Below are 25,723 nucleotides of genomic sequence, written 5' to 3'. Positions count from 1 at the left end.
GTAGGCGCGCACCTGCAGCGTGCCCTCAGAAGCGCGGGCGAACTGTGTCTGGCGGTGACTCGTCTGGTGACCGCTCGTCTGGTGACCGCTCGTCTGGCGGTGACTCGTCCGAGAACACCACCGTGTTCTGGGACGGTGGGCGGTCGATGTACTCGCGCCCGGTCGGGCTCGTCCATTCCAGGACGCCACCGGGGCGCTGCTCGACATGCCAGGGGGAATGGTGTTTGAGCATGTGATGTCGTCGGCAGAACGCGGACAGGTTCGAGGCGCAGGTGGCGCCGCCGCTCGCTGCCGCATGGTTGTGGTCGAGGTCGCACTTCCGGGCGACGATCCCGCAGCCGGGGAAGCGGCATCGTTGATCTCGGGCTCGAAGGTGTCGTCGCAGCTGCGCGTTCGGCCGGTAGCGATCCACCGCCAGCATCTCGCCGGAGATCGGATGCGTGAGCACCCGATCCCAGCCGGAGGCCTGACCGGCGAGTGTCCGCGCCGTCGCCGGGTCGATCGGAACCACACCGTCGAGCTCGGCCGGCGGTGACGCGGAGCCTCCCGACGGCGACATGGAACCGGGCATGAACGGGAGACTCCGTCGTAGGGCATCGTCGCGGTCCATCAGGGTCATCACCGGAACCGTGACCTCGACGCGGGCCTGGATCTCTCCGAGCAGGCCGTCGACGGTGTCGTGTCCTGTGGGCGTTCCGGTCAGCACGAGGTCGGTCAGCAGGTCTGTGCGCAGCTGATCGACCGTACGCGCATCGGGGGTGTGCTCAACGGGAGTCTGTTCGACGGTGGCCTGCTCATCGGTGGCGTGGTCATGGACGGCGACGCAGCTCTGGTCCTTCACCGCATGAGCCATCTGCGAGAGCCGATCGAAAATGCCGTGCACGAGCACGGCCGGAGCCTGTACGCCGAGCTCGGCCATGCCGTCGTCGAGGTCGCGCACCCAGACCCGTCGCTTCTCGCGCGCATCGAGGTGCCTCTCGGTGAGCGTGCGCTCCTGGAACCGCTCCGCGAGCCGGCGGACGAGCCTGCGCAGCCGGTTCGGGGACTCGCCCTCGGCCAGTTCCACCGCCTCGTCAGCGAACGCCTGTCGGTCTGCCGCGTGCTCGAGGTGTGCGCCCGCATCGACGATGACGCGTGAGTGCGCCGCGCTGATGCGCCCCTCTCCTTGGGCCTGCCACACCGCCGGGAAGCGCTCGACCAGCCAGGAGGCGTCGGCCATCCGCCGTTCCACCGCGCGGTCGCTCACGTGCTGCGCGGCACCGATCTCGGCGGCCACCGCGCGGATGGCCATGTCTCCTCGATCGGGGTGCTCGGCGGCGCGGGCGATGTCGACGGCAAGGCGCCCCGCCATCGCCAGCATGCCGTCGCGCGCGGCCTGCATGCTGCTCAGCGTGGCCTCTGCCACCTCGAGCGACGCGACCAGATCGGCGAGCAGCGCCATCTGGGTGTCGGTCGCGTCGAGCAGGGCGTTCATGGACTCAGTCCATCATGGGCCACCGACATTCCGACGGTGCGCGGCAGACCGTGGTGATGCTCAGCCGCGAAGCTCCCGCGTCGCCTGTCCCGTGCGCTGCAGGGCATCGACCGTCTCGGTGTATCGACGCTTCGCGACGCCGAGGAACAGGCAGTCCACGAGCGTGAGCTGGGCGATACGACTCACCATCGCCCCCGCGCGGAAGCTCGACTCGCGCACCTCGGTGAACAGCGCGTGGTCGGCCGCACGGGTGAGCGCGGAGTCCTTGGCGGAGGTGACTGCGATCGTGGTCGCGCCGCTCGCACGCGCGGTCTCCAGGAACCGCACGGTCTCGATGGTCGAGCCCGAGTGCGAGAAACCGATCGCGACCGTCCTCGCTGTGGGCAGCGCCGATACGGCGACGGCTTCGTGGGGGTCTGCGGGCATGTGCGCGTTGCGGCCGACCCGGAGCAGCTTGTGGCTGAGGTCCTCTGCCACGAATCGGCTGGCGCCGAGACCGTAGAGCAGGATGCGCTCCGCGCGGTCGATCGCGTCGACGGCGGCCTCGAGCACGTCGAAGTCGAGGCGGGCGACGGTCTCCTCGATCGCCAGCAGCTCGAGCGACGCGAGCTTCGACACGGCCTCCTGCAGGGTGTCGGATTCCGAGATCTCCGACCCGTAGGCGCCCCGAGCCGAGAACTGTGCGGCCTCCTTGCCGAGTTCGGCGGCCAGGGCCATGCGCAGCGGTGCATATCCGCTGAAACCGATCGCTCGGCAGAAACGCACGACCGAGGCGACCGAGGTGTCGCACTCCGCGGCCAGCTCGTTGATGGTGCTGTCGATCACGACGGAGGGGTTCTCGCGCACGACGAGGGCGATGCGGGCGAGGGAGGGGGTCAGTGTGGATGCTGCGGCCTCGATCGTCGACTGGATGCTCATCCGTCCTCCGGCGTGGTGGGTTGTAAATTCTTTTTGCCGAGTCTACTTCCGATGTAGGCTCTTTTCACAGACTTTTTCACCGAACTCGGGAGGGCCGATGGATGCGCGGGTGACGGTATCCGTCGATCTCGGCAAGTCGCGGTGCCGCGTGGTCGTCACCGGTCCCGGCCGACGAGTCGAGCGTGCCGGTGTCGGAGCGCCAGGGCTCGCCGCAGCGGGTGGGGTGCAGAGCGCGCTCGAGGCGATCCTGCCGCATCTGTCCGGAGAAGACGGACTGCAGCTGATCGGCGTCGGTGCGGCCGGGGCATGGCTCGCACCCGATGCCGCGCGGGATCTGGCCTCATCGCTCGCCACGGCGACAGGGGCGGAGACCGCCGTCGCATCCGACGTGGTCACGGCTCACGCGGGAGCCCTCGACGGCGACGCGGGTGTGCTCCTCATCGCGGGCACCGGAGCGGCCGCGTTGGGCATCGACTCCGACGGTGCGCGCCTGGTCGACGGATGGGGCCCGGAACTCGGCGACCTCGGCAGCGGCTCGTGGCTCGGGCGGGAAGCGTTGCGCGCCGTGCTGCGCGCGAACGACTCGCTGGCGCCGAGCACGGCCCTCACCGCGGCGATCGCCGGCCCGATCGGCGGCGTCTCGGACATCCAGACCTGGCTCGCGGGCGGCGAACCCCTTCCACGGCGCCTCGCGACGCTCGCGCCCCTCGTGCTCGATGCCGCGCAGGACGGCGACGGTGCCGCCTCCGCGATCGTGGCCGAGGGCATCGACCTGCTCACGGCAACGGCGACAGCCGCATCCTCCCTCACCACCGACGTCGTGCTCCACGGCGGCCTGACCGACCATGTGTGGTTCCGTCAGCAGCTGACATCGTCGCTGCAGGAAGCCGGGCGTCGGGTCGTGCCCGCCCACGGCGATGCCCTCGACGGAGCGCGGCTTCTCGCGCGCCGCACCGATCTCCCCCACGAAAGGTTCGTCCACCGTGCCGAATGACGACTCCCGCCTGGCCGCCCTCCTCTCCGTGCTGGAGCGCCTCGACACGGAGGCCTCCACGACGGAGCGCGGCGACCTCGACCTGCTCGGCACGACCGAGCTCGTGCGACGGATGAACGCCGAGGACCGCCGGGTGCCGGAGGCGGTGGCCGAGCGCGCAGAGGAGATCGCCACCGCCGTCGACGGCATCACAGAGCGGTTCCGTCGCGGCGGACGCCTCATCTACATCGGCGCGGGCACCGCGGGGCGTATCGGTGTGCTCGACGCGAGCGAGTGCCCGCCGACGTTCGGCACCGACCCCTCGATGGTGGTCGGACTCATCGCGGGTGGCGAGACGGCCATCCGCTCGGCCGTCGAGAATGCCGAGGACGACGACGCGGCCGCCGAGGCGTCGCTGCGCGAGCTCGGACTCACCGGGAACGACACGGTGGTGGGCATCTCAGCCTCCGGTCGCACCCCCTACGTCGTCGGCGGTCTGACCTACGCCCGCGGCATCGGCGCGTTCACGGTGGCGATCGCCTCGAACGCCGACTCCGAGATCGGAGCGGCCGCCGAGGTCGCGATCGAGGTCGTCACCGGACCCGAGTTCATCTCCGGCTCCACACGGTTGAAGTCCGGCACGGCGCAGAAGCTCGTCGTGAACATGCTCACGACGCTGTCGATGATCAACCTCGGCAAGACGTATCGGGGCGTGATGGTCGATCTGCTCGCGACGAACGAGAAGCTGCATGCCCGCTCGATCCGCACGGTGTCGCAGCTGTCCGGCGTCGACACCGACAGGGCGGCCGCGGCGTTGCAGGCGGCGGACGGCTCGGTCAAGCTCGCGCTGCTGATGCTCACCGCCGACGCGACCGCCGAGGATGCGGCATCCGCTCTCGACGACGCAGACGGGATCCTCCGCGACGCCATCGCCGCACTCGTCTGATCGCCGCGCGTCCCCGTTCGTTCGATACCGTGGGCGGATGCCCCTCGCTCTGATCACCGGTGCCGCGCGCGCCGACAGCATCGCCGCCGGAATCGTCCCTCGGCTGCGCGCCGCAGGCTGGACCGTCGTCACCAGCGACCTGCGCGACGCCGACCACCCCGCCGACCTCTCCACGGTGGAGGGGCCCGAGGCGCTGATCGCGGAGGTGACCGCAGCTCATGGACCGATCACCGCCCTCATCCTGAGTCACGCGCACGATGTGGAATCCGGAGTGCTCGACACCACCGCGGAGAGCTTCGACCTGCATGTGGCCGTGAACGCGCGCGCGACCCTGCTGCTGATCGCGGCCTTCGCGCGTCAGGTCGGCGACGACGGGGGAGTGGTCCTGGCGCTGACCAGCGACCACGTGACCGGCAACCTCCCCTACGGCGCCTCGAAGGGAGCGCTCGACCGCCTCGTCATCTCCGCGGCGCGCGAGCTCGGCCCGCGGGGGATCTCCGCGAACGTGCTGAACCCCGGACCGGTCGACACCGGCTGGATGGACGACGCGACGCGCACGGGTCTGGCCGGCATGACCCCGCTCGGACGCCTCGGCCGGCCCGCGGATGTGGCGGCCGTCGTGGAGTTCCTCGTGTCCGACGAGGGACGCTGGATCTCGGGGCAGCTGCTGAAGTCGGACGGGGCCTTCTCGGCGCAGTACTGAGGTGGATGCCGGCGCTGTGAACGCTCAGTGCCCGCAGGTGCAGGATCCTCCGCCGCAGCATGCGGATGTCGCACCGCCGTGCGCCTGCGAGGACTCCGGCACGTCCATGGCCGGGTTCTGGTCGAGGAACCCTGCGGGCTTGAACCAGAAGCCTGCATAGTCGACGGGCATGATGGGCCAGTCCTCCGGGCGTGGGAAGTGCGTCAGGCCGAAGGTGTGCCAGAGCACGATGTCCTGTCCGTCGATGTCACGGTCCGCGGCGGCGTACTCCGGCAGCCCGGAGCCGCCCTGGTGGGCGTTCGGGTAGCGGCCGGCCGGCCAGATCTGCCCCGGCTCGAAGCGCGTCGCCCACAGGTGCCTGGTCGCGAACGCGGCCCGCGCCGCGACAGAGGACGCGGGGTCGGCCATCAGCAGCGCGGTCGGCTCCGGGATGAGGTGGTACGCCGTCGGCCGTCCGACGTGGTTCGTCCGCGAGGCGCTCTGCACCTCCCAGACGCGCGCCACCGAGGAGTCCGCGTCGCGCTGCGCCTCCGACTCCGTGCGCAGCGGTGTCTCCGACCATGTGAAGGCGTTGCCGAAGGGGTTGTCCTCGCCCATCGGGATGCGCTGGGCATCGACCTCGACGAGCCGGTTGTCCTCGCCGTCGATCGCGACGTCGAGGCGCGCGCAGAACAGATGCTGGTGCACCGGGGCGAACACGCCGGGCGCGAGTTCGGTCGCATGCTTCTGCCGCACGCCGGGTTCACCCGCACCGGCGAAGACGATGCCGGTGGCTTTCGCGACGACCTCGATCGAGCCGTCCAGGCCGAAGTTCCAGTAGAAGCCGTAGTCGTAGTTGCCGATCGTGGAGAAGTACGACACCACGAATCGACGGGAGCGGCGCACGTCGGAGCGACCGGCGAGGTCGGTGTGCTTCCAGAGGATGCCGTAGTCCTCCTCGTGCATGCAGATCACGTTCGGGATCCGCACCGGGTGGCCGTGGTCGTCGGCGACGTAGCCGTCGACGTACCGGATCACACCGAGGCAGTCGCAGCCGAGCTCGAGGTGGTTGGCGTTCTTGCCGAGCAGGTACTCGCCGGCGTCGAAGTAGCTGATCCAGAAGCGTCCGGGAGCGGTGTCGCCGTAGGGGACCACCATCTCCGGAACGCTCGCCCTGCTCAACACGGATCGTCCCTGGAACGTGACGTCGTGGAGCACGAGGCCTTCGCGCGCGTTGAAGTCGACGCGCATCGACCAGCCCTCCCACTCCACGAGCGACCCGGTGACGGAGAAGCTGGGGCCCTCCGGCTGGGTGATCTCGATCGGCTTCAGGGTGGTGCGCGCCTCGCCCTGCACCTCGGGGTAGTAGTTGCCGTGTCCGGCCGGTACCGGCACGTCGCCGTGATCCTCGACGCGGATCACACTGTTGGAGGTGAGATCGATGTGCACGATGAGGCCCTCGACCGGGTGCGCCCACGGGGAGTCGTGCTCGTCGTACTTGAGGAACGTCAGTGAGCGGATCACCCGGCGACCCACCTCATCCGTGCGGCCGGTGTAGCCGGGAGCGAGGGGGCCGCAGAAGGCGAGCGCCATGTGCTCCTCGAGCCCCCGACGCGTCATCGCAGCCTGCCATTCCGGCGAAGCCTTGGCGATGCTCTCCGCCCGCTCGTACTCCTCGAACAGATACTGCGGCTGCCCGTAGGGCGGGGCGTCGTTCGGCACCCGGTGCGCGCGCAGCACCTCGCGACGGGTGATCGAGACCACGACCTCGGTGGCGATCCCGGTGGCGATGTCGAGCAGCGTCACGTCGACGCGACGGTCGTGGGGGGAGCCCGCAGCCCACGCCGCGAGCTCGTCCTTCGTCGGCTCATCCGGGAGCAGCATCGGCACGCGCGTGGTCGCCGTCATCAGGCCCGCGGCGTCGAGCACCTCTCGGGCGGCAGCGATCTCGGCTCCGGTGAGGGGGTCGTGCGGGTGCGGAGCGGAGAGCTTCCCGATCGACACGGGCTGCGGAGCATGGTGGGACATCATCGACCTCACTATTTTCGAGCGAACGCTCAATAAACGGGTTGGCTCGATGATAGGGCGGACGGCCCATCCTTCGCAACGGGGCATCACGCGCCGGGGCGTGCGGAGAGGAGGCTCAGGCGCGCCAGGGGGCGAGCGCACCCTCGAGCACGGCGAGGTGCGCGGAGGGGGCCTGCGGCTCCGTGACCTCCACGATCTGCTGCCCGTACGTGATGGAGCGCAGCAGTGTCACGATCGTCTCGGTCGGCGTGTCGGGGCGCAGTTCGCCGTCCTCGACCGCTTCGCGCAGCGCGAGTCGTGTGCTGTCCTGCCAGGTCGCGAGTGTCGGCACTGCCGCATCCGGTGCGGGCGCGAGCGTCGCGAGTCGCCCCCAGAAACCGACCACGACGTGCGCCTCGGTGCGGGTGCGCTCATCGACGGGCAGCACCTCGCGCATGAGGGCGAACAGGCGCGAGAGTCCTCGCAGTCCTGTGGTGGCCGCGGCGATGCGTTCTTCGGTGCGGCGGGTCACCTCGGCGGCAGCCGCGCGCACGACCTCGTCGAAGCCGTCGAAGTAGTGCCAGAGCGCGCCCGTCGCGACGCCGAGCTCCTTCGCGACGGCCCGCGACGACACGCTCTCGTGTCCGTCACGAGTGGCGACGGCGAGCAGCGCCTCGGCGATCTGCCTGCGGCGTTCATCGTGGTCGACGATGCGGGGCATGTGTCCATCCTGTCGCATGGCGTCGAGACCCGTGGCATTGAGGCCTAGCGTTATTGAGCGATTGATCAATACACTGCGGCTGTGGACCACCTCCTCCCTGCAGCGCCGTGGCTGATGGCCGCGGCTGCGATCGTCTCGGCCGCCGCGACCGCGGCGCTGTGGCGCGCCGTGCCCTGGCAGGGGAGGCAGGCGTCGCTCATGATGGCGGCAGCCATGCTCGTGCTCGCGGCGACCGACGGTCGAAACCCGCTGGTCGGGCTCATCCTGGGCGCGGTGCTGCTGGTGTCGGCCATGGTCGGCACGATGGGGGTGCGGGGCACGGCAGCAGCGGCGAGCTGCTGTCATCGTGCGCTGGTCTCGCTCGTGATGGCGATGTGCGCGTTCGACGGAGCGGTGGCGGCAGATCCGGTCGGCGCGAGTGTCTCGACATCCGTGTCCTCCGGTCATAGCGGGCACGGACTGTCGGGAGTGCTGTCTGTGCTCGTGCTGGTCGGGGTCGTCGGCGTCGTGCTGTGGACGGTCGTCGCGGAGTGGTTCACCGCTCCCGTGCACCGCGGCCGCACGGCACGCCTCTTCACCGTCGAGTCGTGGGCGATGGCCGCCGGCGTCGCGGTCATGTGCCTCGGGTTCTGATCCGATCTCTCACATCCGCTCTCGTCCGACCGCGGCGGGGCGTACGAAGAGCCACGCGGCGATCGCGGCGACGGCGGACGCCACGGTCATCGTCACCGCCATCGTGATCGCGCTCGTGCCGCCGACTCCCGCAGCGATGGGCGCGAGCACCGGACCGAACAGGAACGTCGACATGCCCAGCAACGCGGAAGCCGTGCCCGCCCGCGCGCTGTGGTGGGCGAGGGCGAGGGTCTGGCCGTTGGGACCGCCCAGCCCCGAGCACAGCATGAAGCCGATCAACGCGGCGACGATACCCGCGACGCCGACGCCGGAGAGCGCGAGAATCAGGAATGACACCGTCGCGACCAGCGTGGCTGAGATGCCGCCGAGGTATACGCGCAGCGGGCCCCATCTGCCGACCACGAGACGGCTGAGCTGGCTGCCGGCGATGCTGGCCAGCGCTCCGGCGGCGAAAGCGAGGCTGAACGATTGCGGGCTCAGGCCGAATTCGTCCTGCAGCACGAACGACGACATTGACAGGTAGGTGAAGAAGGCGACACCGCCTCCTGCTGCGGCGCACAGCACGGCCACGAACAGACGATCGCGGACGACGGCCCCGGCATGGAGTCCGAGCGTGCGCAGACCTCCGCCGTGACGGGCGGCGGCAGGCAGGGTCTCCGGCAGGGCGAGCACGACGACCAGGAGCAGCACGACACCCACCGCGCTGAGCACGCCGAAGATGCCTCGCCAATCGATGATCAGCGCGAGCTGGCCGCCGACCACGGGCGCGACGATCGGCGCGGTGCCCGAGACCAGGAACAGCAGCGACAGCATGCGCGACAGCTCGACGCCCTCGAACTGGTCGCGGGCGATGGCGAGGCAGATCACGATGCCGGCCGACCCCGCGAGACCCTGCAGGAAACGGACCACCAGCAGCACCTCGATCGTCGGGGCGAGAGCACACAGGAAAGAGAGCACAGCGAAGGCCGAGACGCCGACCATGAGCGGGAGCCGCCTGCCGAGACGGTCGCTGAGCGGCCCGGCGACGAGCTGGCCGAGGCCGAGACCGATCATGCAGGCCGACATCGTCGCCTGAGCGAGCGCCTCGGTGGTGTCGAGAGACGCGGCGAGCTGCGGCAGCTGCGGCAGATACAGATCCATCGACAGCGGACCGAACGCCTCCAGCATGCCGAGCACGAGCATGGCCCGCAGCGTGCCCATCCGCGGGCGCGGGGTCGGTCCGGACGTGGGGATGCTCATCCGTCCAGGCGCAGGGTGCGTCGCAGCCAGCTGTCGCGAGCGGCGACGGCCGCCCGTGAGACCTCCGCTTCGGGGGAGAAGCCGGAGAACCCGTGATAGCCGCCGGCCCAGACGTGCAGCTCCGCGCGGCCTCCCGTCGCCCAGATGCGCAGGGCGTAGTCGACCGCCTCGTCTCGGAACGTCTCGGCCGCTCCGACCTCGATGAACGCGGGCGCGAGGCCGGACAGGTCATCGGCGCGCGCGGGCGAGGTGTACGGAGAGACCCGGTCGGTGCCGCGGTCGGATCCGGTGATCGCGCTCCAGGCCGTGTCGTTGTTGTGGCGATCCCAGGCGCCGAACCCGTCGTACTGGCGACTGGAGACGGTGTCGTTGCGGTCGTCGAGCATCGGGCAGCCGAGCAGCTGTCCCGCCAGGCGTGGGCCGCCGCGGTCGCGCGCCATCAGGGCGACGGCGGCGGAGAGCCCGCCGCCCGCGCTCATCCCGGAGGCGACGATGCGGTCAGGGTCGATGCCGAGCTCCTCGGCGTGCGCGGCCATCCACTCCAGGGCTTCGTAGCAGTCCTCCGCCTGTGCGGGACCGCGATGCTCGGGAGCCAGGCGGTATTCGACGGCGACGCCGATCACGCCGTGGCGTTCCGCGAGGTCGATGAGCTCGCCCGTGCCGAAGAACCGGGTGCCGAGGACCATGCCGCCGCCGTGGATCGACAGCACGGCCGGCGCCGGTGCGTTCGCAGGTGCTGAGGGGCGGACGATCGTGATCTCGATGTCGGGGGCGCCGTCGGGGCCGGGGATGATCCGATCCTCCCAGGTGACAGCCCGCCCGTCGGCCTGTGTCGCCATGGGCGGGATGATGGTCGCGAAGTGGTCGCGGTTGGCGTGGATCGTCTCGGCGCGCAGCGGGATCACCTCGACGAGGTCGACGAACGCCGTCAGGCCCGGGACGAGCGCGGGGTCGTACGGCACCGGCACGGGGGCGGTCATCGCGCTGCCTGCCAGATCCGGCGCAGCCAGGAGGCGCGGGCGGCGAGGGCCGCGCGCGAGATCTCGGCATCCGGCATGTACATGTCGAAGCCGTGCGCGCCACCTCCCCATACGTGCAACTCCGCCTGACCGCCGGTGGCCCAGATGCGCAGGGCGTACTCGGTGTCCTCGTCGCGGAAGGCCTCCGCCTCGCCGACCTCGATGAAGGCGGGCGGGAGCGAGGAGACGTCCTTCGCGCGGCTCGGAGCGGCGTATGCCGGGGCTTCCGGGCTGAAGGCGAGGTCGTCGCCGAGCACACACGACCAGGCGAGGAGGTTCATCTCCCGCTGCCAGGTGCCGATGCCGTCGTACTGGCGGCTCGCGACGCTCGTGTTCGTGTTGTCGATCATCGGGCACAGCAGCAGCTGCCCTGCCATGACCGGTCCGCGCCGGTCGCGGGCCATCAGCGCGACGGCCGCAGTGAGGCCGCCCCCTGCGCTGCCGCCTCCGACCACGATGCGATCGGGGTCGATCCCGAGCTCGGCGGCGTGGGCGTGCACCCAGAGGAAGGCGGCGTAGCAGTCCTCGACACCGGCGGGGAAAGGGTCCTCCGGCGCGAGGCGGTATTCGACGTTCACCGCGACGACGCGGTGCTCGGCGACGATGTCGACCACGCGGCCGGTCTCCCAGGAGCGGTGTCCGACGATCATGCCCCCACCGTGGATGTTGACGAAGCCGGAGAGCACCTCGTGCGCGGTGTCAGTCGGACGGAACACCGTGATCTCGAGGTCAGGGGCGCCGGCGGGGCCGGGGATGATCCGGTCCTCCCACTCGATCGCACGTCCGGCGATCACGGTGTCGTTGTCGGGGAACATGCGGTCGGTGCCCTCCCGCGGGAGGGTGTCGCGGGTCAGCGCCGGCTGCGGGTTCCTGTCGAGCTCATCGAGCACGGCCTGCACCTCGGGGTCGAAGGGCACGGGGGTGAGGGTGGGGCGTCCGGCAGCGGTGGCGGTGGGGGTCGTCATGGGTCTCCTTACGAGGCTTCGGGCGGGCACGGTCGCGGGCGGGGGTCAGGGGCCCTCGGGGTCGACGACGTCGCGGTCGGCCCAGAACGGTTCGACGAGTTCGCGGAGCGTCGTGGCGCCGACGCGCTCGACCAGTGCGGCGGCGTCGAGGTTCGCCCGCAGCTGCGCGACGCTCGATGCGCCGAAGAGCGTGGTCGTGAGGGCGGGATGCGTGAGGGTGAACGCCAGGCCGAGCTGTGCGGGCGAGGCGTCGAGGGATTCCGCGAGCGCCGTGAACGCGGGCACGTCGGCGATGATCCGCGCGCGGATGTCTCCGGGATCACGGCCGATCTGCCGGTCGCCGTTCACCTTCCCGGCGAGTACGCCACCTTCCAGGCAGTCCGACGCCTGCAGGGTGAGGCCCTGCTCCCACAGGCGCGCGAACGGAGCGCCGTCGGGGATCGAGCGTCGCGACACGCTGTACTTCAGCTGTGCGATCTGCGGTCCGGCGACCCCCTCTCGTGCGGCGAGGTCGATCAGGGTCTGGATGCTCGAGGTGGACCAGTTGTTCACGCCCCACGCGCGGATGAGTCCGGCGTCTGCGAGCCGGGCGAGATCGATCACGAGGTCGCGCAGGTCGAGGTCGTCGCGCCGCAGGTCGCCCAGGATCACGAGGTCCGCGTGCTCGACGCCCACCCGCATCAGGGCGTTCTCGAGCTGCGGGCGGAAGCCGTCCGCGTCGAAGGCCTCGAGCCACAGCTTCGACGACAGCAGCCAGTCCTCACGGGCGAGACCGGCGGCGCGGACCATGGCGGAGAAGATGACATCCGTGAACACGGGCGGGGCGCCGGGCGCGGAGTACACGCCGACGTCGAAGAGGTTGACACCGCGCTCCACGGCTTCCCGCAGCATGGCGACCGCATCGGCGAAATCCATGCGGTCGTAGGTGTGCCAGGAGCCGAGGGAGAACAGCGAGGCGTCGATGCCGCTGCGACCGATCTCGCGGCGGGGGACGGTGCGGAGGGGAGTGGTCATCTGAGGCTCACATTCTCGGGTCGATGACGGCCTTGACCTCATCGAGGTGGTGCATGCGGGCGATCTTGTCCGAGGCGTCGGCGAGACCGACGGGGGCGCTGAACAGGGCGTCCCACGGGTAGCGGTCGGCGAAGGCGGCGAAGAAGTCGATGGCCCTGACGTAGTCCGAGATGTCGCCGTTCAGCGAGCCGACCACTGTGAGCTCCTTGCCCATGATCGTGCTGAGGGCGAAGCCGTCGCCCGCCGGTCCGGTGGAGCCGACGATCGCGATCGTGCCGCGCTGCGCGGCCATGCCGACGGCGTCGGGGCCGACGCTCGGCGCCCCGGCGAAGTCGAAGACGTGGTCGGCGCCGAGGCCGCCGGTGAGCTGAAGGACCTGATCCACGACGGGTCCGTCGCGGAAGTCGACGACGGCATCGGCGCCGAAGCGCGCGGCGAGCTCGAGGCGGGCGGCGGGAGCGCCGACCGTGATGACGCGACCCGCACCGGCGATCTTCGCGACGGCGGTGGCGAAGATGCCGAGGGCTCCGGACCCCTGGACCACGACGGTCGCGCCTGGGCGGATGCGGCCCGCTCGCTCGAAGGCGCGCAGCACGGTCTTCGCCGCGCACCCCGCCATCGATGCCCACGTGTCCTTGACGGTCGACGGCAGCAGCAGCTTGGCTGCACCGGGCGTGACGTAGGCGTACTCGGCGAGCCCTGCAGTGGCGAAGGGGTGCACGTCGGCGCGCTGCAGGAATCCGTAGCCGCGACGGGAGCAGGCGACGGGCTCGCGCAGGACGACGCAGCCGTGGCATTCCCCGCAGGTCGACTCCGACCAGCCGATGCGATCGCCGGGGGAGAGCGGACGACCCAGCGCATCGCGGGTGTCCTGGCCGACGGCGACGATCTCGCCGACCATCTCGTGCCCGAGGACCATGGGCAGCATGCCGGGGAACGTCATCCTCCCCTCCCAGATCTCGATATCGGTGCCGCAGAGCGTGGTGCAGGCGATGCGCACGAGCGCGGCGCCCGGTTCGATCTCGCTCGGGAGCGGGAGCTCCTGCAGCGTGAGGGGTTCGCTGTGGGCGGTGAGCACGGCGGCGCGGGTGAGGGTGGGGATCGTCATGGGGGTCCTCTCAGACCAGGAGCTGGCCGCCGTCGACCGCGACGGAGACTCCGGTGATGTGGCTGGCGGCGTCGCTCGCGAGGAACAGCACGAGCGGCGTGATCTGGTCGACCTCGGCGATGCTCCCGAGCGGGATGCGTGACTCCCAGGCGGCTCGGGCGTCGGGGTCGGAGGCGAAGCCGGCCGTCAGCGGGGTGAGGACCGGGCCCGGTGCGACGGCGTTCACGCGCACTCCCGAGGCGGAGAGCTCGAGCGCCGCGGTGCGGGTGAAGGCATCGACCGCAGCCTTGGTCGCCTCGTAGTGTCCGAGGCCCGCAGTGGGCTGGCGGGCGCCGATCGAGGAGATGTTGACGATCGACCCGTGTCCCGCCTCGGCGAGCAGCGCGCCGAAGACCTGGAGCATGAGGAACGTGCCGCGCACGTTGACGCGGAGGACGGCATCCACCACATCCACCGGCACCTCCTGCAGCGTGCCGCCACTCGCGACGATGCCGGCGTTGTTGACCAGCACGTCGATGCCGCCGGACTCTCTGACCCGCTCGGCCGCCGCTCGCACCGACGCTTCGTCGCCGATGTCGAGGGGGAGCGGGGTGGCGCCGATCTCGGCGGCGACGGCAGCGGCCGCATCGGCGTCCACGTCGCCGATGAGCACCTCGTCGCCGGCCGTGCGGAAGGCGGTGGCGATGCCGCGGCCAAGCCCGGATGCCCCTCCGGTGACCAGGATGCGGCGGGGGGAAGTGGTCATGTTCGTCCTCACTGACGGGTGTTCTGACGGGGTGAGTCCGTTATATTCTACAAACATAGAAAAACACAACCCCGTGCCCCGAGACGGCGAAGGAGCCTTCATGCCCGATCCGACATATCCCCGCAAGTCCCTGTCCTCGGGCGGTACGACGGTGCCGCCGCTCGCCCTGGGGTCGTGGAACACCTGGGATCGCATGGAGCGGGATGAAGCGGTCGCCCTCATCCGGCGCGCGGTCGAGCTCGATGCGGGATTCTTCGACGTCGCGTATTACAACATGGGTCCGCACGCCGAGAACTCCCGCACCGACATCGTGTTCGGCGAGGCCCTGCGGGCGAGTGGCGTCGACCGGGCGGACATCGTGCTGTGCGGGAAGCTCTGGCTGTGGGACTGGCCGAACCAGGGGTTCCGTGTACAGCTCGTGGAGTCACTGCAGCGGGCCGGCCTCGACCGGTTCGACACCCTCGTGGTGGGCGACTACCTCGATGCTCCCGACTTGCCGCGGCTCGTGGCCGACGTGAACGCGCTGATCGACGAAGGGCTCGTCGGTTCCTGGGGCATCAACAACTGGCGCATCGAGCACACGCGGCAGGCGCTCGCGGAATCCGAGGCTCAGGGAGTGGCCGGCCCTGTTTTCGCGCAGCTGAAGTACGGCATCGCTCGTCGCTCGATGGCGGAGGGCGAGGCGTACGGGCCGCTGTTCGCCGACGGCACGCTCACCCTCCAAGCGTCTGACGTGTTCGAGGGAGGGATCCTCGCCACCGGACGGATGCCGGAGCGGAAGATCGGTGCCGACGTCGGTGGGATCCGGGAGCAGATCGCGGCTGTCTTCCCCGAGGTCGCGCGGGTCGCCGAGGGGTTCGGCGTGACGCCGGCAGCACTCGGCATCGCCTTCTGCCTGTCCAACCCCGCAACGGCGAACGTGCTGTTCGGCGCCTCACGCGTCGCACAGCTCGAGCTCAACCACGCTGCCCTCGCCCTGGCGCGTGACCACGGTGACGAGGTGCGCACCGCCCTCGCCGACTGCTGGGTCGACCGTGAGGTGCGGGCGGACGGAGCCTGGTGAGTGGTGGGGGAGTGCGGGTCGTGCTTACGACTCGCGCTCGCGGGCGAGTGAAACGGCACGATCGAAGGTCGACACGATGACCTGTCGCCGCTCGATGCGATAGTCGTCGTCGGGTTCGAGTTCGTCGATGTACTCGTCCCACACGCGGACGTATCGATCCCGCCACTCTTCGAGCGTGCTGCGGGAGGGGAAGGTCGCCCCCACGCGACCTGCGGACGCGATGTCGGTGAGGATCTCGAGCCACGCGGGGGCCATGGATCCTCCCCACTCGTCCGGCTGCAGCTCGGTGTCGTCGTCCTCGTCCGCGAACACCTCCGCGATCTTCGCGATCAGGTCGTCGGTGATCGCGCTCAGTCCGTCCGCGACGGTGTCGTCGTCGAAGTTCCCCGGTCCCCAGGTGCCCACGTCGTCCTCTTCTCGTCGTCCGGTTCCTTGTCGTCCGGTTCTCTGTCGTCCGGTTCTCTGTCATCCGGTGCGGTTGCTCCAGAGAACCATGCGAGCATGATGCGCATGGCGGGGTATGAGGACAGAGCGTCTGTCGAGCTGCACCTGACGGCTGCCGAAGCGCTGGTGCTCTTCGAATGGCTGGCTTCTGTCAACGAGAGTGGTGCGCTCGTGGTCGATGAGGCGGAGCGGCGTGTGCTCTGGGATCTGGAGTCGCAGCTCGAGACGAAGCTCGTCGAGCCGTTCCTGCCCGGGTATCGTGCGCTCGTCGATGAGGCTAAGCGCGTGGTGCGGGGTGCGAACTGACGGTCGGGCTGCCTCGTGGTGTTGCGGGCGGTGGTCAGGCGGCAGAATGCCGGAATGGAATCGAACATATCTTCGAAACTCGGGTGCTTGTTCGGTGAAATCGAGGCATGTCCCAGTTAGCCGAGTTGCACGAGGCGATGTCCCGCCTCGATGCGGCATGGGCCGGCGCAGAGAGTTCGGGAGATCTCTCGCGTGAACAGTTGATCGCGGTGAGCGCGTCGATCGGCGTGCTGCAACGCCGGCTGGACGCGGTGCACATCGAGGTCGCCGCATGCATCTCGCGGGAGTCGCGTCCGGAGCTGGGGGCGGAGAGCCTTGCGAAGCAGCAGGGCTTCCGTAATCCGGCGACCTTGATCGCGGCTCACGTCGGGGTGTCGCGCGGTGAGGCGCATCGGCTGGTGAAGGTCGGAGAGGCGGTCGCACCACGCGCCGATCTCCTCGGTGTGCCGCTGCCGGCGAGGTATCCGCTGGTTCGAGAGGCGATCGACGCGGGCGCACTCAGCGCTCAGGCGGCAGCGGTGATCATCGCGCTGCTCGACCGGAGCCGCGTGGCCGTCGGTGTCGAGCGAGTCGCAGAAGCGGAGCGTGTGCTGGTCGAGAAGTCGGCAGGGCTCGCGCTCGACGACGTGCGGAAGCTGGTCGTGCGGGCGGAAGCCTGGTTGGACCCGGCTGGGGTGGAGTCGCGTCTGGAGGAGCAGCGTTCCCGGCGATCCCTGACCATCCACGAGCGCGGCGGGATGGTGCATCTGAATGCCGTCCTCGACGCGGAGACCGCCGCGCCCGTCGTGACCGCCATCCGCGGCTACGTGAGCGCCGCATTCGCCGCCCGGAAGGACGCGACGGCCCCCGATGCACCCGATGTCGACCGTCGCACCGTGCCGATGATCCAGGCCGATGCGCTCGCGGTGTTCGCCGGGCATGTGCTCGACTGCGAGGCTCGCGTGCCGTTGGCGGGCGCGACCGTCATCGTGCGGGTGGATCTCGACGCGCTGGAAGCGGGTGCGGGAGCGACTGAGATCGACGGAATCGAGCAGCCCGTCAGCATCGGAGGTGCGCGGCGGATGGCTGCGGGTGGGGGAGTGATCCCGTGCGTACTCGGTACCGCGAGCGAGGTGCTCGACTGGGGGCGGGAGAAGCGCCTCTTCACGCGGTGGCAACGACTGGCCCTCGTGGAGAGGGACGGTGGCTGTGCCATGTGCGGACTCCCACCGGAGATGACGAAGGCGCACCACATCCGCTGGTGGAGACGTGACCGCGGGCCGACCGACCTCTCGAACGGCGTGCTGCTGTGCGAGACCTGTCATCACCGCATCCACGACAACGGGTGGGATATCCGCATCGGTGGCGGTGGCGGTGGCGGTGGCGGTGGCGGTGGCGGAAGTGCTGGCGGTGGTCGCGAGAGGGTGTGGTTCCTGCCGCCCGCCTCGGTCGATCCGGCGCGCACTCCGCGGCTGGGTGGGCGAGCACGCTTCGATGTCGCTGCCTGAGGATGGCGCTGCCTGAGGATGGCGCTGCCTGAGAGGGGTGTCGGCTGAGCGGGGTATCGATCTGCCGCTATGCCTGCGCGCTCGGACAAGCCCGGTGCGCCCGCGGACATGGAGCGGCGCATCCGCAGCAACAATCGCCCTTGCGCTCTTTTTCCACACCTGTAGACTAACCACCGCGGCACATCGAGGTGACGCCGGATCCGGCCTCCGGCCAGCGGCACTCCGAGCCTTCTTCACCACCCTTGCACCCGAGAGAAGGAACCATGAAACGAATGCCCCTCGCGCTCGCCGCAGCCGTGGCCGCGACCCTCGCGCTCACCAGCTGCAGCGGCGGCGCAACGCCCTCCCCGTCCGACGGCAGCGCTGCCGAAGGCCCCGACGCTCTGAACATCGGCAACTTCCTCGACGTCACATCCTGGGACCCGTCGCTCGCCGACATCGGCTTCGACGGTCCGTACCTCTCCGCGGTCTATGACGCCCTGATCGCCCTCGACGCCGACGGCCAGCCCGTCCCGTCGCTGGCGACCGAGTGGACGGTCGCCGACGACGACCTGAGCATCGACCTCGACATCCGCACCGACGCCGTGTTCAGCGACGGCACCCCGGTGGACGTCGACGCGGTCATCGCCAGCCTCGAGTACCTCAAGGCGGGAGCACGCTCCGGGGAGGCCTACCTCAACGTGTCCTCCTTCGAGAAGGTGGACGACGACACCGTGCGTATCGTGCTCACGCAGCGCGATGACACGATCCTCTACTTCATGGGCCTCGGCCGCAGCTACATCGTCTCTCCGGCGTCGATCGAGGCGGGGACCCTGGGCAGCGATCCGATCGGTTCCGGCCCGTACGTCCTGGACAGCGCGACGAGCGTCGCCGGGGCGGAGTACCACTTCACCAAGACCCCCGACTACTGGGACGCCGAGACCTATCCGTTCTCCGAGCTCGCGATCTACCCGATCACCGATGCCACCGCTCGGCACAACGCGATGCTCAGTGGCCAGATCAACGTGCAGTACGGCGACGTCGCCAACCTCGAACAGGCGAAGCAGCAGGGCTGGAACACTGCCGAGCGCGTCTCCGGCTGGGCCGGACTCGTCATCACCGACCACACCGGCGCGAAGAGCGAGCCCCTCGGCAAGCTCGAGGTGCGCCAGGCCCTGAACTACGCGTTCGACGGCGCCGCGATCCTCGCAGCAGTCGGCAGCGGTGCCGGCGTCGCCACGAACCAGGTGTTCCCCGACGGCGGCACGGTCAACGACCCCGCCCTCAACGAGACCTACGCCTACAACATCGACAAGGCCAAGAAGCTGCTCGCCGACGCCGGCTACCCCGACGGCTTCGCGATCTCGATGCCCATGTCGCCGATCTTCGAGATGTGGAAGCCCTCCGCGGAGCAGGCACTCAACGAACTGGGCGTCACGGTCACCTGGGACAACATGCAGATGCCCGACTACCAGCTGAACGCGCCCAACTACCCGATGTTCATCTCGTTCCTGGCGATGGACGGCAACGATGTCGCGACGGTGGCCCGCCAGGTCACCAGCGTGCAGTGGTTCAACCCCGAACCCGACTATGCCCAGAACGAGGTCATCGCACCGCTCGTCGACAAGGTGCAGACCGAACGCGGCGACGCGCAGACCGATGCCATCAAGGAGCTCAACGAAGCCCTCGTCGATCAGGCGTGGTGGTCGGTCTGGTATCAGGCCAACAACATCTACTACACGGCACCCGGCATCCAGCTGCAGCCCGTCGTCGGGATGATGTTCCCCACCCTGCGCTACATCACCCGGGGCTGATGCCCTCCGGGGGCGGCCACGCCACGGCCGCCCCCGGACCCTTCCCCCTCCGACCCTCCAGAGGTTCTCATGCTTGTGTTCACGGCGAAGCGGGTGCTGTCCGGCATCCTCCTGCTCGTCGCGGTCTCGATCGGCACGTTCTTCCTGGCGCACCTCGCCATCAGCGACCCGACCGCATCCCTGCTCGGCACCACGGCGAGCCCCGCGCAGCAGGCGGCGTTGGCCGAGAAGATCGGCCTCGACCGTCCGCTCCTCGTGCAGTTCTGGGACTGGCTCTCACACGCCGTGCTGCTCGACTTCGGTGTCTCCTGGCGCAACTTCCAGCCGGTGAGCGCGCAGCTCGCGATCAAGGTCCCGGTGACGCTGAGCGTGGTGACCTTCGCGACGCTCATCACCGCGATCGTCGGCACCGCCTTCGGCATGATCACCGGACTCCGACCCGGCACGTGGTTCGACCGCATCATCAAGGGCATCTCCGTCGTGCTGTTCGCCCTCCCCGGATTCTGGGTCAGCCTCGTGCTGGTGATGTGGCTCGCCGTGCAGCTGAAGTGGTTCCCGGCCGTGGGCTACGTGCCCCCGACGCAATCCGTCGACGGCTGGCTGCGCTCCATCACCCTTCCGGCGATCTCTCTCGCGCTGGGCGGCATCGTCGCCGTGTCGGAGCAGCTGCGCAATGCCGTCATCGCGCAGAGCCGACAGGACTGGGTGCGCACGCTTCGCAGCCGAGGGCTCTCCGCCGCCCGCGTCAACCTGCACATCCTGCGCAACGCCTCTCCGGCGGCCCTCACCGTGATCGCGCTCATGTTCGTGGGACTGCTCTCCGGTGCGATCGTGGTCGAGCAGATCTTCAGCCTCCCGGGTCTCGGCCAGCTCACGAACCAGTCATCGCAGAACGGCGACATCCCCATGCTGCTCGGCATCACGGTCGTCTCCGTCGTCTTCGTCGTCCTCATCAACCTCCTGCTCGACCTCGTGCTCGGCTGGATCAATCCGAAGGTGCGCGTCGCATGACCACGACAGACATCAGGGTCGCATTCGACCGTGCAGCGCAGAAGCGGAGGTCGAGCCTGTTCCGGCGGTTCCTCCGTCACCCCGGCGGGTACATCCCGCTCGCGATCTTCGTGCTCATCGTGCTGGTGGGTGTCCTCGCCCCGCTGCTCGCACCCATGGACCCCAACTTCGTCGATCTGTCCGCCGCGAAGGCCGCACCGGGACCGGAGCATCTGCTCGGTGGCGACTCGACGGGTCGGGACATCCTCAGCCGCCTCATCTACGGCACCCGCACGACGCTGTGGGGTGCACTCATCACGATCGTCACCGCCCTCCTGATCGGTGTGCCCTCCGGTGTCGCGGCCGGCTATTTCGGGGGAGCGTTCGACCGGGTCTCCACCTGGATCAGCGATGCCCTGCAGTCGATCCCCGGCATGATCATCCTGCTCGTCGTGGCCGCAGGATCCCGTAACAACTTCGAGCTCCTGATGGCCACCGTCGGCGTCTTCATGGTGCCCGGATACTTCCGCATCGCCCGCTCGCAGACACTCGCCGTGCGCGGAGAGCAGTACATCGACGCCGCGAAGGTTTCCGGGCTGTCCGACGCGCGGATCATCTTCCGTCACGTGGTCAAGGCCGTCTACCCGTCCGTGATCATCCAGACGGCACTCACCGCCGGCATCGCGATGGGCATGCAGGCCGGCCTCCAGTTCCTCGGCATCGGCGACTCCAACGTCCCGAGCTGGGGAGCCATGATGCTGGAGGGCTTCCGCCTCATGCTCACCTATCCGCTCATGCTGCTGTGGCCGTCGGCAGCTCTCGGGCTCACGATCGCGGTGCTCGCGATCATGGGGTCGACGCTCGCCGAGCTGGTGCAGGTGCGCACGCCGCGGGTGCCCCGTCGTCGGAAGCACGACGCCGTCCCCGGTGACGTCCCGGCCATGACCGCGCCGACGGGCACCACGCATCACACCGCGGAGGCCTCGGCTCTGCGCGTGGAGAACCTCAGGGTCGTGCACGCCACCCCGAACGGCGAGACCGAGGTGGTGCACGGGGTGACCCTCGACGTCGCCCCCGGCGAGGTCGTCGGCATCGTCGGCGAGTCGGGATCCGGCAAGTCGCAGACGGTCTTCTCGGTGCTCGACCTGCTTCCGGCCACCGGCCGGGCGACCGCCGACGCGATCTGGGTCGGCGGTGTCGACGTCACGCGGGCGACACCCGCGCAGCGTCATGCCCTGCTGGGGCGCTCCATCGGCTACGTGCCGCAGGAGCCGATGAGCAACCTCGACCCCTCGTATACGATCGGCCATCAGCTGGTCGAGCCGCTGCGCCGCACGCACGGGCTCAGCAAGGCCGCGGCGAAGGAGCGGGCGAGGGCGATGCTCGTGCGAGTGGGCCTCACCGACCCCGGCCGGGTGATGCGCAGCTACCCGCATCAGGTGTCCGGAGGCATGGCGCAGCGGGTGCTGATCGCGGGGGCGATCGCCGGCAAGCCGTCGCTCCTCGTCGCCGACGAACCGACGACCGCGCTCGACGTCACGGTGCAGGCCGAGGTCCTGGAGCTGCTGCGCGAGCTGCAGGCGGAGTACGGGATGGCGTTGCTCATCGTCACGCACAACTTCGGCGTCGTGGCGGACATCTGCGATCGGGTGATCGTGATGCGCGGCGGCGACATCGTGGAGTCCGGCCCGGTCGACGACCTCTTCGCCGCCCCCACCGTCGACTACACGCGAGAACTGATCGCCGCGTCGCTCGACGACGCCGAGGGTCGAGCCGAGCTCGACCGCCGTACGACGGGAGTCCCCGCATGAACGCGCTGCTCGAGGTGAACGACCTGGTCGTGGAGTACGGCCGCGGACGGCAGGCCTACCGGGCACTGCACGGCGTCTCCCTCGACATCGCACCGGGGGAGTGCCTCGGTCTGGTCGGAGAGTCCGGGTCGGGGAAGTCGACGCTCGGCAAGGCCATCCTCGGGCTGGCTCCCGTGACGGCCGGCAGCATCCGGTTCGACGGGCGGGAGATCAGCCGCCTCGGCACCCGTGATCGCCGAGCGCTCGCCGACGACGTGCAGGTCGTCTTCCAGGATCCCTACGGTTCGCTGAATCCTGCCATGACGATCGGCGACATCCTCACCGAGCCGTTGCTCACCACCGGAATCGGTGTCAGGGCCGCAGAGGCGAAGGTGCGGGAGATGCTCGATCGTGTGCGGCTGCCGTCGACGTCGGTGGATCGGTATCCGAGCGAGTTCTCCGGCGGACAGAGGCAACGGGTCGCGATCGCCCGCGCTCTGGTGCGGGGTCCTCGCCTGATCGTGTGCGACGAGCCGGTGAGTGCGCTCGACCTCACCACGCAGGCGACGATCCTCGACCTGTTCATCGAGCTGCAGCGCGACACCGGTGTGGCCTACCTCTTCGTCTCCCACGACCTGGGCGTCGTGCGGCGGGTCTGCCATCGGGTCGCGGTGATGTACCGCGGCGAGCTGGTCGAGGTCGGCGAGGGCGAGCAGGTGACCCGCGCGCCCGAGCATCCCTACTCCGAGCGGCTCCGGCTGGCCTCGCCGGTCGCCGATCCGCGCGCCCAGCGTGAGCGCCGTGCGCAGTGGCTCGCTCTGCGGGAGGTGCGCGATGCGGCGGTACGGTAGCTCCAGGCCGGAACACTCCACGCAGCAGAATCGGCCGGAAGGACGACATGCCGAAGATCATCGACCACGACCAGCGTCGACGGGACATCGTCGAGGTGGCGAAGAGCATCATCCTGAAGGGCGGATTCGAGGCGGCGACCATGCGCAGCATCGCTGCCGAGGCCGGATTCGCGAACGGGGCCCTGAAGCACTACTTCCCCGGGAAGGAGAGCATCGTCGCCGCCACCTTCGAGACCGTGCTGCTCGAGCACGACACCTGGCTCCAGGAGTCGATCTCGGACGGTGCGACGCCCGAGCGGATGCTCCAGCAGGTGCTCGAAGGCACGCTGCCGAGCAGCGTCGGGGAGATCGCGAGCGGACGTGTGCTCCTCGCCCTCTGGGAGTACGCGATGTCGAACGATCAGCTCACGGTGCTCTATCGCACGCATCTCGCGCGGTGGCACGCGATGCTCGTCGAGCGGATGGCGGCGGCGCGCGATGCCGGATCCATCCGGGATCAGGACTATGCGGCCCTCGCGAACGAGTTCATCTCGGTCGCCGTCGGAGCGACGGTGATCAACCTCATGTATCCCGAAGGCGAGCGCATCGCCGACTACGAGGACTACATCCGGAAGTTCCTGGCGCGACTCCGCTGACCGCGAGGCGCCGCATTCGAGAGGAAGGCGCCTCATGACCGCACCACTGTCCGTCTCGCACCATCCGGGAGCGGGGCGCCCGGTCGTGTTCCTGCACGGCCTGGCCTCGCGGGGGCGTCTGGACTGGCCCGAAAGCGAGTGGGAGGCCGTCCTCGGCGGTCGACCGCGTGTGGTGATCGACCTTCCGGCTCACGGCGACAGCATCGCGCTCGGGACCGCGACGACCTCGGCCGTGATCGACGCCATCGCCGCGTCGATCCGTGCAGCCGTCGGTGAGCAGGAGGTCGACCTCGTCGGCTACTCGCTGGGTGCACGGCTCGCGTGGGATGTCGCGTGCCGTCCCGACCTCGCCGTGCGGCGGCTCGTGCTCGGCGGGCTCAGCGCGGGGGAGCCCTTCTCCTTCGTCGACCTCCCGGCCGCGCGAGCCTCCCTCGCAGACGGCAGCGCGCCGGACGATCCGCTCACGGGCACGATCCTCGGCATGGTGTCGATGCCGGGCAACCGTCCTGCCGACCTGCTCGATCTGATCGAGGGCCTGGCAGCGGAGCCGTTCGTCGCCGATCGCAGCGGGCCGAGCGTTCCGGTCCTCCTGATCGGTGGAGTCGACGACGGGATGGCCGCGGGGATCGACGACCTCGCGGCGCTGCTAGCCGACGCGCGGACCCGGCGTGTTCCCGGCGACCATCTCGCGGCCCTGCACGCACCGGAGTTCCGGACTGCGGTGTGGGAGTTCCTCGCGGACTGAGACCACCCCACGACACCCGGCTTCAACCATGCTCTTTATTTCCAACACTCGTAGATAATCCGAAAGGCTCGCTCATGACCGACACCCCCACCGCCGACGCGGCGCGGATCCTCGACATCGCCACCGGCTACATGGCCTCCAAGCAGCTCTTCCAGGCCAGCAGGATCGGCCTGTTCGCCGCGATCGCCGACGGGGCGGACACGGCTGCCGCGATCGCCGAGCGGTGCGCGGTCAGCGAGCGCATCGCGACGCTGCTCGCTGACGCGATGACCGCCAAGGGCCTGCTCACCCGGACCGGCGGACGCTACGCGCTCGCCGAGGATGCCGCCGCGTACCTGGTCGGCGACGAGGCGGCGATCGACCTCGCCCCGTTCCTCACGTTCCTCGACGAGATCAGCTATCCGCACTGGCTGCAGTTCGCACACACGGTGGACACGACCGAACCGGGAGACCTGCAGATGGACGACGCCCGTTGGGCGACCTTCATGGCCGGTGTCATGACGTACAACCGTCTGCACGCGCAGGAGTTCGGCCGCCACGTCGACCTCGACGGCGCGACCAGGGCGCTCGACTTCGGTGGACTGTCCGCCGAGTTCGCGCTGTCCGTCATGGCCGACAACCCCGAGCTGCACACGACGTTCCTCTACGCTCCCGGCTTCGAAGACGGCATCGCCGACGCGGTCGCGGCTGCGGGCGTGCAGGAGCGTGCCACGGTCGAGGTCGGCGACACGGCGACCACCGCTCCCGAGGGGGAGTATGACGCGGTCTTCGCGAACCACGTGATCCACCGCTTCTCCGCCGAGGAGAACGCGCAGATCTTCCGCAACCTGCGGGCGGCCGCCGTCGACGGCGCGACCCTGACCGTGCTCGATTTCTTCCTGGACGAGGATGCGGAGCAGCGCGGGCTCGACGCCCTGCACGCGGGCGAGTACCTCGTGATCGACGGCACCGTCGTCTATCCCGAGGCCGAGGTGCGCGGGTGGCTCGCCGACGCCGGCTGGTCGGTGCGCGACAAGGTCGCCCTGCCCGGCAGCCCGCGGGTGCTCGTGGCGACCGCGGTGTGAGACTCGTCCCGGCGCCGGGAGACCGGTGCCGGGACATACGACTGGTCCGAGGGGGATCAGAGGCGGGCGGCATGCGTGAACATGCCGCCCGCCGTTTCCGTACGTCGCTTT

25 protein-coding genes are annotated in these 25,723 nt (G+C 69.7%); 14 read left to right on the top strand and 11 right to left on the bottom strand.

Features of this window, described 5'->3' with window-relative positions; genetic code table 11:
• Window positions 1-25: 25 nt before the first annotated feature.
• Together RN51_RS04625 and RN51_RS04620 are read right to left on the bottom strand one after the other, a co-directional pair.
• The gene (locus RN51_RS04625) at window positions 26-1,474 is read right to left on the bottom strand and encodes an HNH endonuclease signature motif containing protein (RefSeq protein WP_052674583.1); all 1,449 of its coding nucleotides are present in this window, start codon (window positions 1,472-1,474) and stop codon (window positions 26-28) included.
• 60 nt (window positions 1,475-1,534) lie between these two features.
• Window positions 1,535-2,392 (bottom strand): MurR/RpiR family transcriptional regulator, encoded by an 858-nt coding sequence (locus tag RN51_RS04620; RefSeq protein WP_045262878.1) that lies wholly within the window; start codon window positions 2,390-2,392, stop codon window positions 1,535-1,537.
• Between the two features lie 97 nt (window positions 2,393-2,489).
• Between RN51_RS04620 and RN51_RS04615 the strand changes: the two genes are divergently transcribed.
• From RN51_RS04615 to RN51_RS04605, 3 genes are read left to right on the top strand one after another with little or no spacing between them, the layout of a single operon-like run.
• Window positions 2,490-3,386: an N-acetylglucosamine kinase gene (locus RN51_RS04615; protein ID WP_045262877.1), complete on the top strand. Its 897-nt coding sequence runs from the start codon at window positions 2,490-2,492 to the stop codon at window positions 3,384-3,386.
• Window positions 3,376-4,311: an N-acetylmuramic acid 6-phosphate etherase gene (murQ, locus tag RN51_RS04610; protein ID WP_045262940.1), complete on the top strand. Its 936-nt coding sequence runs from the start codon at window positions 3,376-3,378 to the stop codon at window positions 4,309-4,311. The genes RN51_RS04615 and murQ overlap by 11 nt, the downstream gene beginning before the upstream one ends.
• A gap of 37 nt (window positions 4,312-4,348) precedes the next feature.
• On the top strand, window positions 4,349-5,014 hold the full coding sequence (locus RN51_RS04605) for an SDR family oxidoreductase (RefSeq protein WP_045262876.1): 666 nt from the start codon (window positions 4,349-4,351) through the stop codon (window positions 5,012-5,014).
• A 24-nt stretch (window positions 5,015-5,038) separates the two neighbouring features.
• On the opposite strand, the gene RN51_RS04600 is transcribed toward RN51_RS04605, so the two are convergent.
• Both RN51_RS04600 and RN51_RS04595 read right to left on the bottom strand, forming a co-directional pair.
• On the bottom strand, window positions 5,039-7,024 hold the full coding sequence (locus RN51_RS04600; RefSeq protein ID WP_045262875.1) for a primary-amine oxidase: 1,986 nt from the start codon (window positions 7,022-7,024) through the stop codon (window positions 5,039-5,041).
• A gap of 112 nt (window positions 7,025-7,136) precedes the next feature.
• Window positions 7,137-7,721, bottom strand: coding sequence for a TetR/AcrR family transcriptional regulator (locus RN51_RS04595; protein WP_045262874.1), 585 nt, complete (start codon window positions 7,719-7,721; stop codon window positions 7,137-7,139).
• A gap of 81 nt (window positions 7,722-7,802) precedes the next feature.
• Between RN51_RS04595 and RN51_RS04590 the strand changes: the two genes are divergently transcribed.
• Window positions 7,803-8,354 carry a hypothetical protein gene (locus RN51_RS04590; RefSeq protein ID WP_045262873.1) on the top strand — a complete coding sequence of 184 codons (552 nt, stop codon included), beginning with the start codon at window positions 7,803-7,805 and terminating at the stop codon, window positions 8,352-8,354.
• 9 nt (window positions 8,355-8,363) lie between these two features.
• Here RN51_RS04590 and RN51_RS04585 read toward each other — a convergent pair whose 3' ends face one another.
• From RN51_RS04585 to RN51_RS04560, 6 genes are read right to left on the bottom strand one after another with little or no spacing between them, the layout of a single operon-like run.
• Window positions 8,364-9,593, bottom strand: coding sequence for a multidrug effflux MFS transporter (locus tag RN51_RS04585; protein ID WP_231579213.1), 1,230 nt, complete (start codon window positions 9,591-9,593; stop codon window positions 8,364-8,366).
• Window positions 9,590-10,573 (bottom strand): alpha/beta hydrolase, encoded by a 984-nt coding sequence (locus RN51_RS04580; protein ID WP_045262871.1) that lies wholly within the window; start codon window positions 10,571-10,573, stop codon window positions 9,590-9,592. Before RN51_RS04580 ends, RN51_RS04585 begins: the two co-directional genes overlap by 4 nt.
• Entirely contained in the window at window positions 10,570-11,577 is a 1,008-nt protein-coding gene (locus tag RN51_RS04575) for an alpha/beta hydrolase (RefSeq protein ID WP_045262870.1), read from the bottom strand. The genes RN51_RS04580 and RN51_RS04575 overlap by 4 nt, the downstream gene beginning before the upstream one ends.
• 45 nt (window positions 11,578-11,622) lie before the next feature.
• Window positions 11,623-12,591, bottom strand: a complete 969-nt coding sequence (locus RN51_RS04570) for an aldo/keto reductase (RefSeq protein WP_045262869.1) — start codon at window positions 12,589-12,591, stop codon at window positions 11,623-11,625.
• 7 nt (window positions 12,592-12,598) lie between these two features.
• On the bottom strand, window positions 12,599-13,699 hold the full coding sequence (locus RN51_RS04565; protein ID WP_045262868.1) for a zinc-binding dehydrogenase: 1,101 nt from the start codon (window positions 13,697-13,699) through the stop codon (window positions 12,599-12,601).
• A gap of 10 nt (window positions 13,700-13,709) precedes the next feature.
• Entirely contained in the window at window positions 13,710-14,444 is a 735-nt protein-coding gene (locus tag RN51_RS04560; RefSeq protein ID WP_045262867.1) for an SDR family NAD(P)-dependent oxidoreductase, read from the bottom strand.
• Window positions 14,445-14,544: 100 nt separating this feature from the next.
• Here RN51_RS04560 and RN51_RS04555 point away from each other — a divergent pair, with 100 nt between their 5' ends.
• Window positions 14,545-15,507: an aldo/keto reductase gene (locus RN51_RS04555; protein ID WP_045262866.1), complete on the top strand. Its 963-nt coding sequence runs from the start codon at window positions 14,545-14,547 to the stop codon at window positions 15,505-15,507.
• A gap of 24 nt (window positions 15,508-15,531) precedes the next feature.
• On the opposite strand, the gene RN51_RS04550 is transcribed toward RN51_RS04555, so the two are convergent.
• Window positions 15,532-15,912, bottom strand: a complete 381-nt coding sequence (locus tag RN51_RS04550; RefSeq protein ID WP_045262865.1) for a hypothetical protein — start codon at window positions 15,910-15,912, stop codon at window positions 15,532-15,534.
• 96 nt (window positions 15,913-16,008) lie between these two features.
• On the opposite strand from RN51_RS04550, the gene RN51_RS04545 reads away from it, so the two are divergent.
• The 9 genes from RN51_RS04545 to RN51_RS04505 all read left to right on the top strand — a co-directional run bounded on the left by RN51_RS04545 (window position 16,009) and on the right by RN51_RS04505 (window position 25,612).
• Complete coding sequence (locus tag RN51_RS04545) at window positions 16,009-16,257, top strand: hypothetical protein (protein ID WP_197073182.1); 249 nt, start codon at window positions 16,009-16,011, stop codon at window positions 16,255-16,257.
• Window positions 16,258-16,364: 107 nt separating this feature from the next.
• On the top strand, window positions 16,365-17,744 hold the full coding sequence (locus tag RN51_RS04540) for an HNH endonuclease signature motif containing protein (protein WP_045262863.1): 1,380 nt from the start codon (window positions 16,365-16,367) through the stop codon (window positions 17,742-17,744).
• Window positions 17,745-18,007: 263 nt separating this feature from the next.
• Window positions 18,008-19,537 (top strand): ABC transporter substrate-binding protein, encoded by a 1,530-nt coding sequence (locus tag RN51_RS04535; RefSeq protein WP_231579212.1) that lies wholly within the window; start codon window positions 18,008-18,010, stop codon window positions 19,535-19,537.
• 69 nt (window positions 19,538-19,606) lie between these two features.
• Window positions 19,607-20,548: an ABC transporter permease gene (locus RN51_RS04530; protein ID WP_045262861.1), complete on the top strand. Its 942-nt coding sequence runs from the start codon at window positions 19,607-19,609 to the stop codon at window positions 20,546-20,548.
• A complete protein-coding gene (locus RN51_RS04525) occupies window positions 20,545-22,338 on the top strand; it encodes a dipeptide/oligopeptide/nickel ABC transporter permease/ATP-binding protein (protein WP_045262860.1) in 1,794 nt (597 codons plus the stop codon). Before RN51_RS04530 ends, RN51_RS04525 begins: the two co-directional genes overlap by 4 nt.
• Window positions 22,335-23,168 carry an ATP-binding cassette domain-containing protein gene (locus RN51_RS04520; RefSeq protein WP_045262859.1) on the top strand — a complete coding sequence of 278 codons (834 nt, stop codon included), beginning with the start codon at window positions 22,335-22,337 and terminating at the stop codon, window positions 23,166-23,168. The genes RN51_RS04525 and RN51_RS04520 overlap by 4 nt, the downstream gene beginning before the upstream one ends.
• A gap of 47 nt (window positions 23,169-23,215) precedes the next feature.
• Window positions 23,216-23,803: a TetR/AcrR family transcriptional regulator gene (locus RN51_RS04515; protein WP_045262858.1), complete on the top strand. Its 588-nt coding sequence runs from the start codon at window positions 23,216-23,218 to the stop codon at window positions 23,801-23,803.
• A gap of 34 nt (window positions 23,804-23,837) precedes the next feature.
• The gene (locus RN51_RS04510) at window positions 23,838-24,548 is read left to right on the top strand and encodes an alpha/beta fold hydrolase (protein WP_045262857.1); all 711 of its coding nucleotides are present in this window, start codon (window positions 23,838-23,840) and stop codon (window positions 24,546-24,548) included.
• 74 nt (window positions 24,549-24,622) lie between these two features.
• Entirely contained in the window at window positions 24,623-25,612 is a 990-nt protein-coding gene (locus RN51_RS04505; protein WP_045262856.1) for a methyltransferase family protein, read from the top strand.
• Window positions 25,613-25,723 lie beyond the last annotated feature (111 nt).

This window comes from Microbacterium oxydans (assembly GCF_000956405.1).
GTDB lineage: Bacteria > Actinomycetota > Actinomycetes > Actinomycetales > Microbacteriaceae > Microbacterium > Microbacterium oxydans_C.
Note: the sequence above shows the minus strand (reverse complement) of the source record. Positions and strands in the feature narration are given on the sequence as shown.

Bases quoted from the DNA above. Each gene is read 5' to 3' on its own strand.
- RN51_RS04570 (WP_045262869.1), bottom strand. From the start codon at position 12,591: ATGACCACTCCCCTCCGCACCGTCCCCCGCCGCGAGATCGGTCGCAGC.
- RN51_RS04545 (WP_197073182.1), top strand. From the start codon at position 16,009: ATGATGCGCATGGCGGGGTATGAGGACAGAGCGTCTGTCGAGCTGCAC.
- RN51_RS04555 (WP_045262866.1), top strand. From the start codon at position 14,545: ATGCCCGATCCGACATATCCCCGCAAGTCCCTGTCCTCGGGCGGTACG.
- RN51_RS04515 (WP_045262858.1), top strand. From the start codon at position 23,216: ATGCCGAAGATCATCGACCACGACCAGCGTCGACGGGACATCGTCGAG.
- RN51_RS04605 (WP_045262876.1), top strand. From the start codon at position 4,349: ATGCCCCTCGCTCTGATCACCGGTGCCGCGCGCGCCGACAGCATCGCC.
- RN51_RS04600 (WP_045262875.1), bottom strand. From the start codon at position 7,024: ATGATGTCCCACCATGCTCCGCAGCCCGTGTCGATCGGGAAGCTCTCC.
- RN51_RS04615 (WP_045262877.1), top strand. From the start codon at position 2,490: ATGGATGCGCGGGTGACGGTATCCGTCGATCTCGGCAAGTCGCGGTGC.
- RN51_RS04565 (WP_045262868.1), bottom strand. From the start codon at position 13,699: ATGACGATCCCCACCCTCACCCGCGCCGCCGTGCTCACCGCCCACAGC.
- RN51_RS04520 (WP_045262859.1), top strand. From the start codon at position 22,335: ATGAACGCGCTGCTCGAGGTGAACGACCTGGTCGTGGAGTACGGCCGC.
- RN51_RS04530 (WP_045262861.1), top strand. From the start codon at position 19,607: ATGCTTGTGTTCACGGCGAAGCGGGTGCTGTCCGGCATCCTCCTGCTC.
- RN51_RS04580 (WP_045262871.1), bottom strand. From the start codon at position 10,573: ATGACCGCCCCCGTGCCGGTGCCGTACGACCCCGCGCTCGTCCCGGGC.
- RN51_RS04510 (WP_045262857.1), top strand. From the start codon at position 23,838: ATGACCGCACCACTGTCCGTCTCGCACCATCCGGGAGCGGGGCGCCCG.
- RN51_RS04585 (WP_231579213.1), bottom strand. From the start codon at position 9,593: ATGAGCATCCCCACGTCCGGACCGACCCCGCGCCCGCGGATGGGCACG.
- RN51_RS04595 (WP_045262874.1), bottom strand. From the start codon at position 7,721: ATGCCCCGCATCGTCGACCACGATGAACGCCGCAGGCAGATCGCCGAG.
- RN51_RS04620 (WP_045262878.1), bottom strand. From the start codon at position 2,392: ATGAGCATCCAGTCGACGATCGAGGCCGCAGCATCCACACTGACCCCC.
- RN51_RS04560 (WP_045262867.1), bottom strand. From the start codon at position 14,444: ATGACCACTTCCCCCCGCCGCATCCTGGTCACCGGAGGGGCATCCGGG.
- RN51_RS04575 (WP_045262870.1), bottom strand. From the start codon at position 11,577: ATGACGACCCCCACCGCCACCGCTGCCGGACGCCCCACCCTCACCCCC.
- RN51_RS04525 (WP_045262860.1), top strand. From the start codon at position 20,545: ATGACCACGACAGACATCAGGGTCGCATTCGACCGTGCAGCGCAGAAG.
- RN51_RS04540 (WP_045262863.1), top strand. From the start codon at position 16,365: ATGTCCCAGTTAGCCGAGTTGCACGAGGCGATGTCCCGCCTCGATGCG.
- RN51_RS04505 (WP_045262856.1), top strand. From the start codon at position 24,623: ATGACCGACACCCCCACCGCCGACGCGGCGCGGATCCTCGACATCGCC.
- RN51_RS04625 (WP_052674583.1), bottom strand. From the start codon at position 1,474: ATGAACGCCCTGCTCGACGCGACCGACACCCAGATGGCGCTGCTCGCC.
- RN51_RS04535 (WP_231579212.1), top strand. From the start codon at position 18,008: ATGAAACGAATGCCCCTCGCGCTCGCCGCAGCCGTGGCCGCGACCCTC.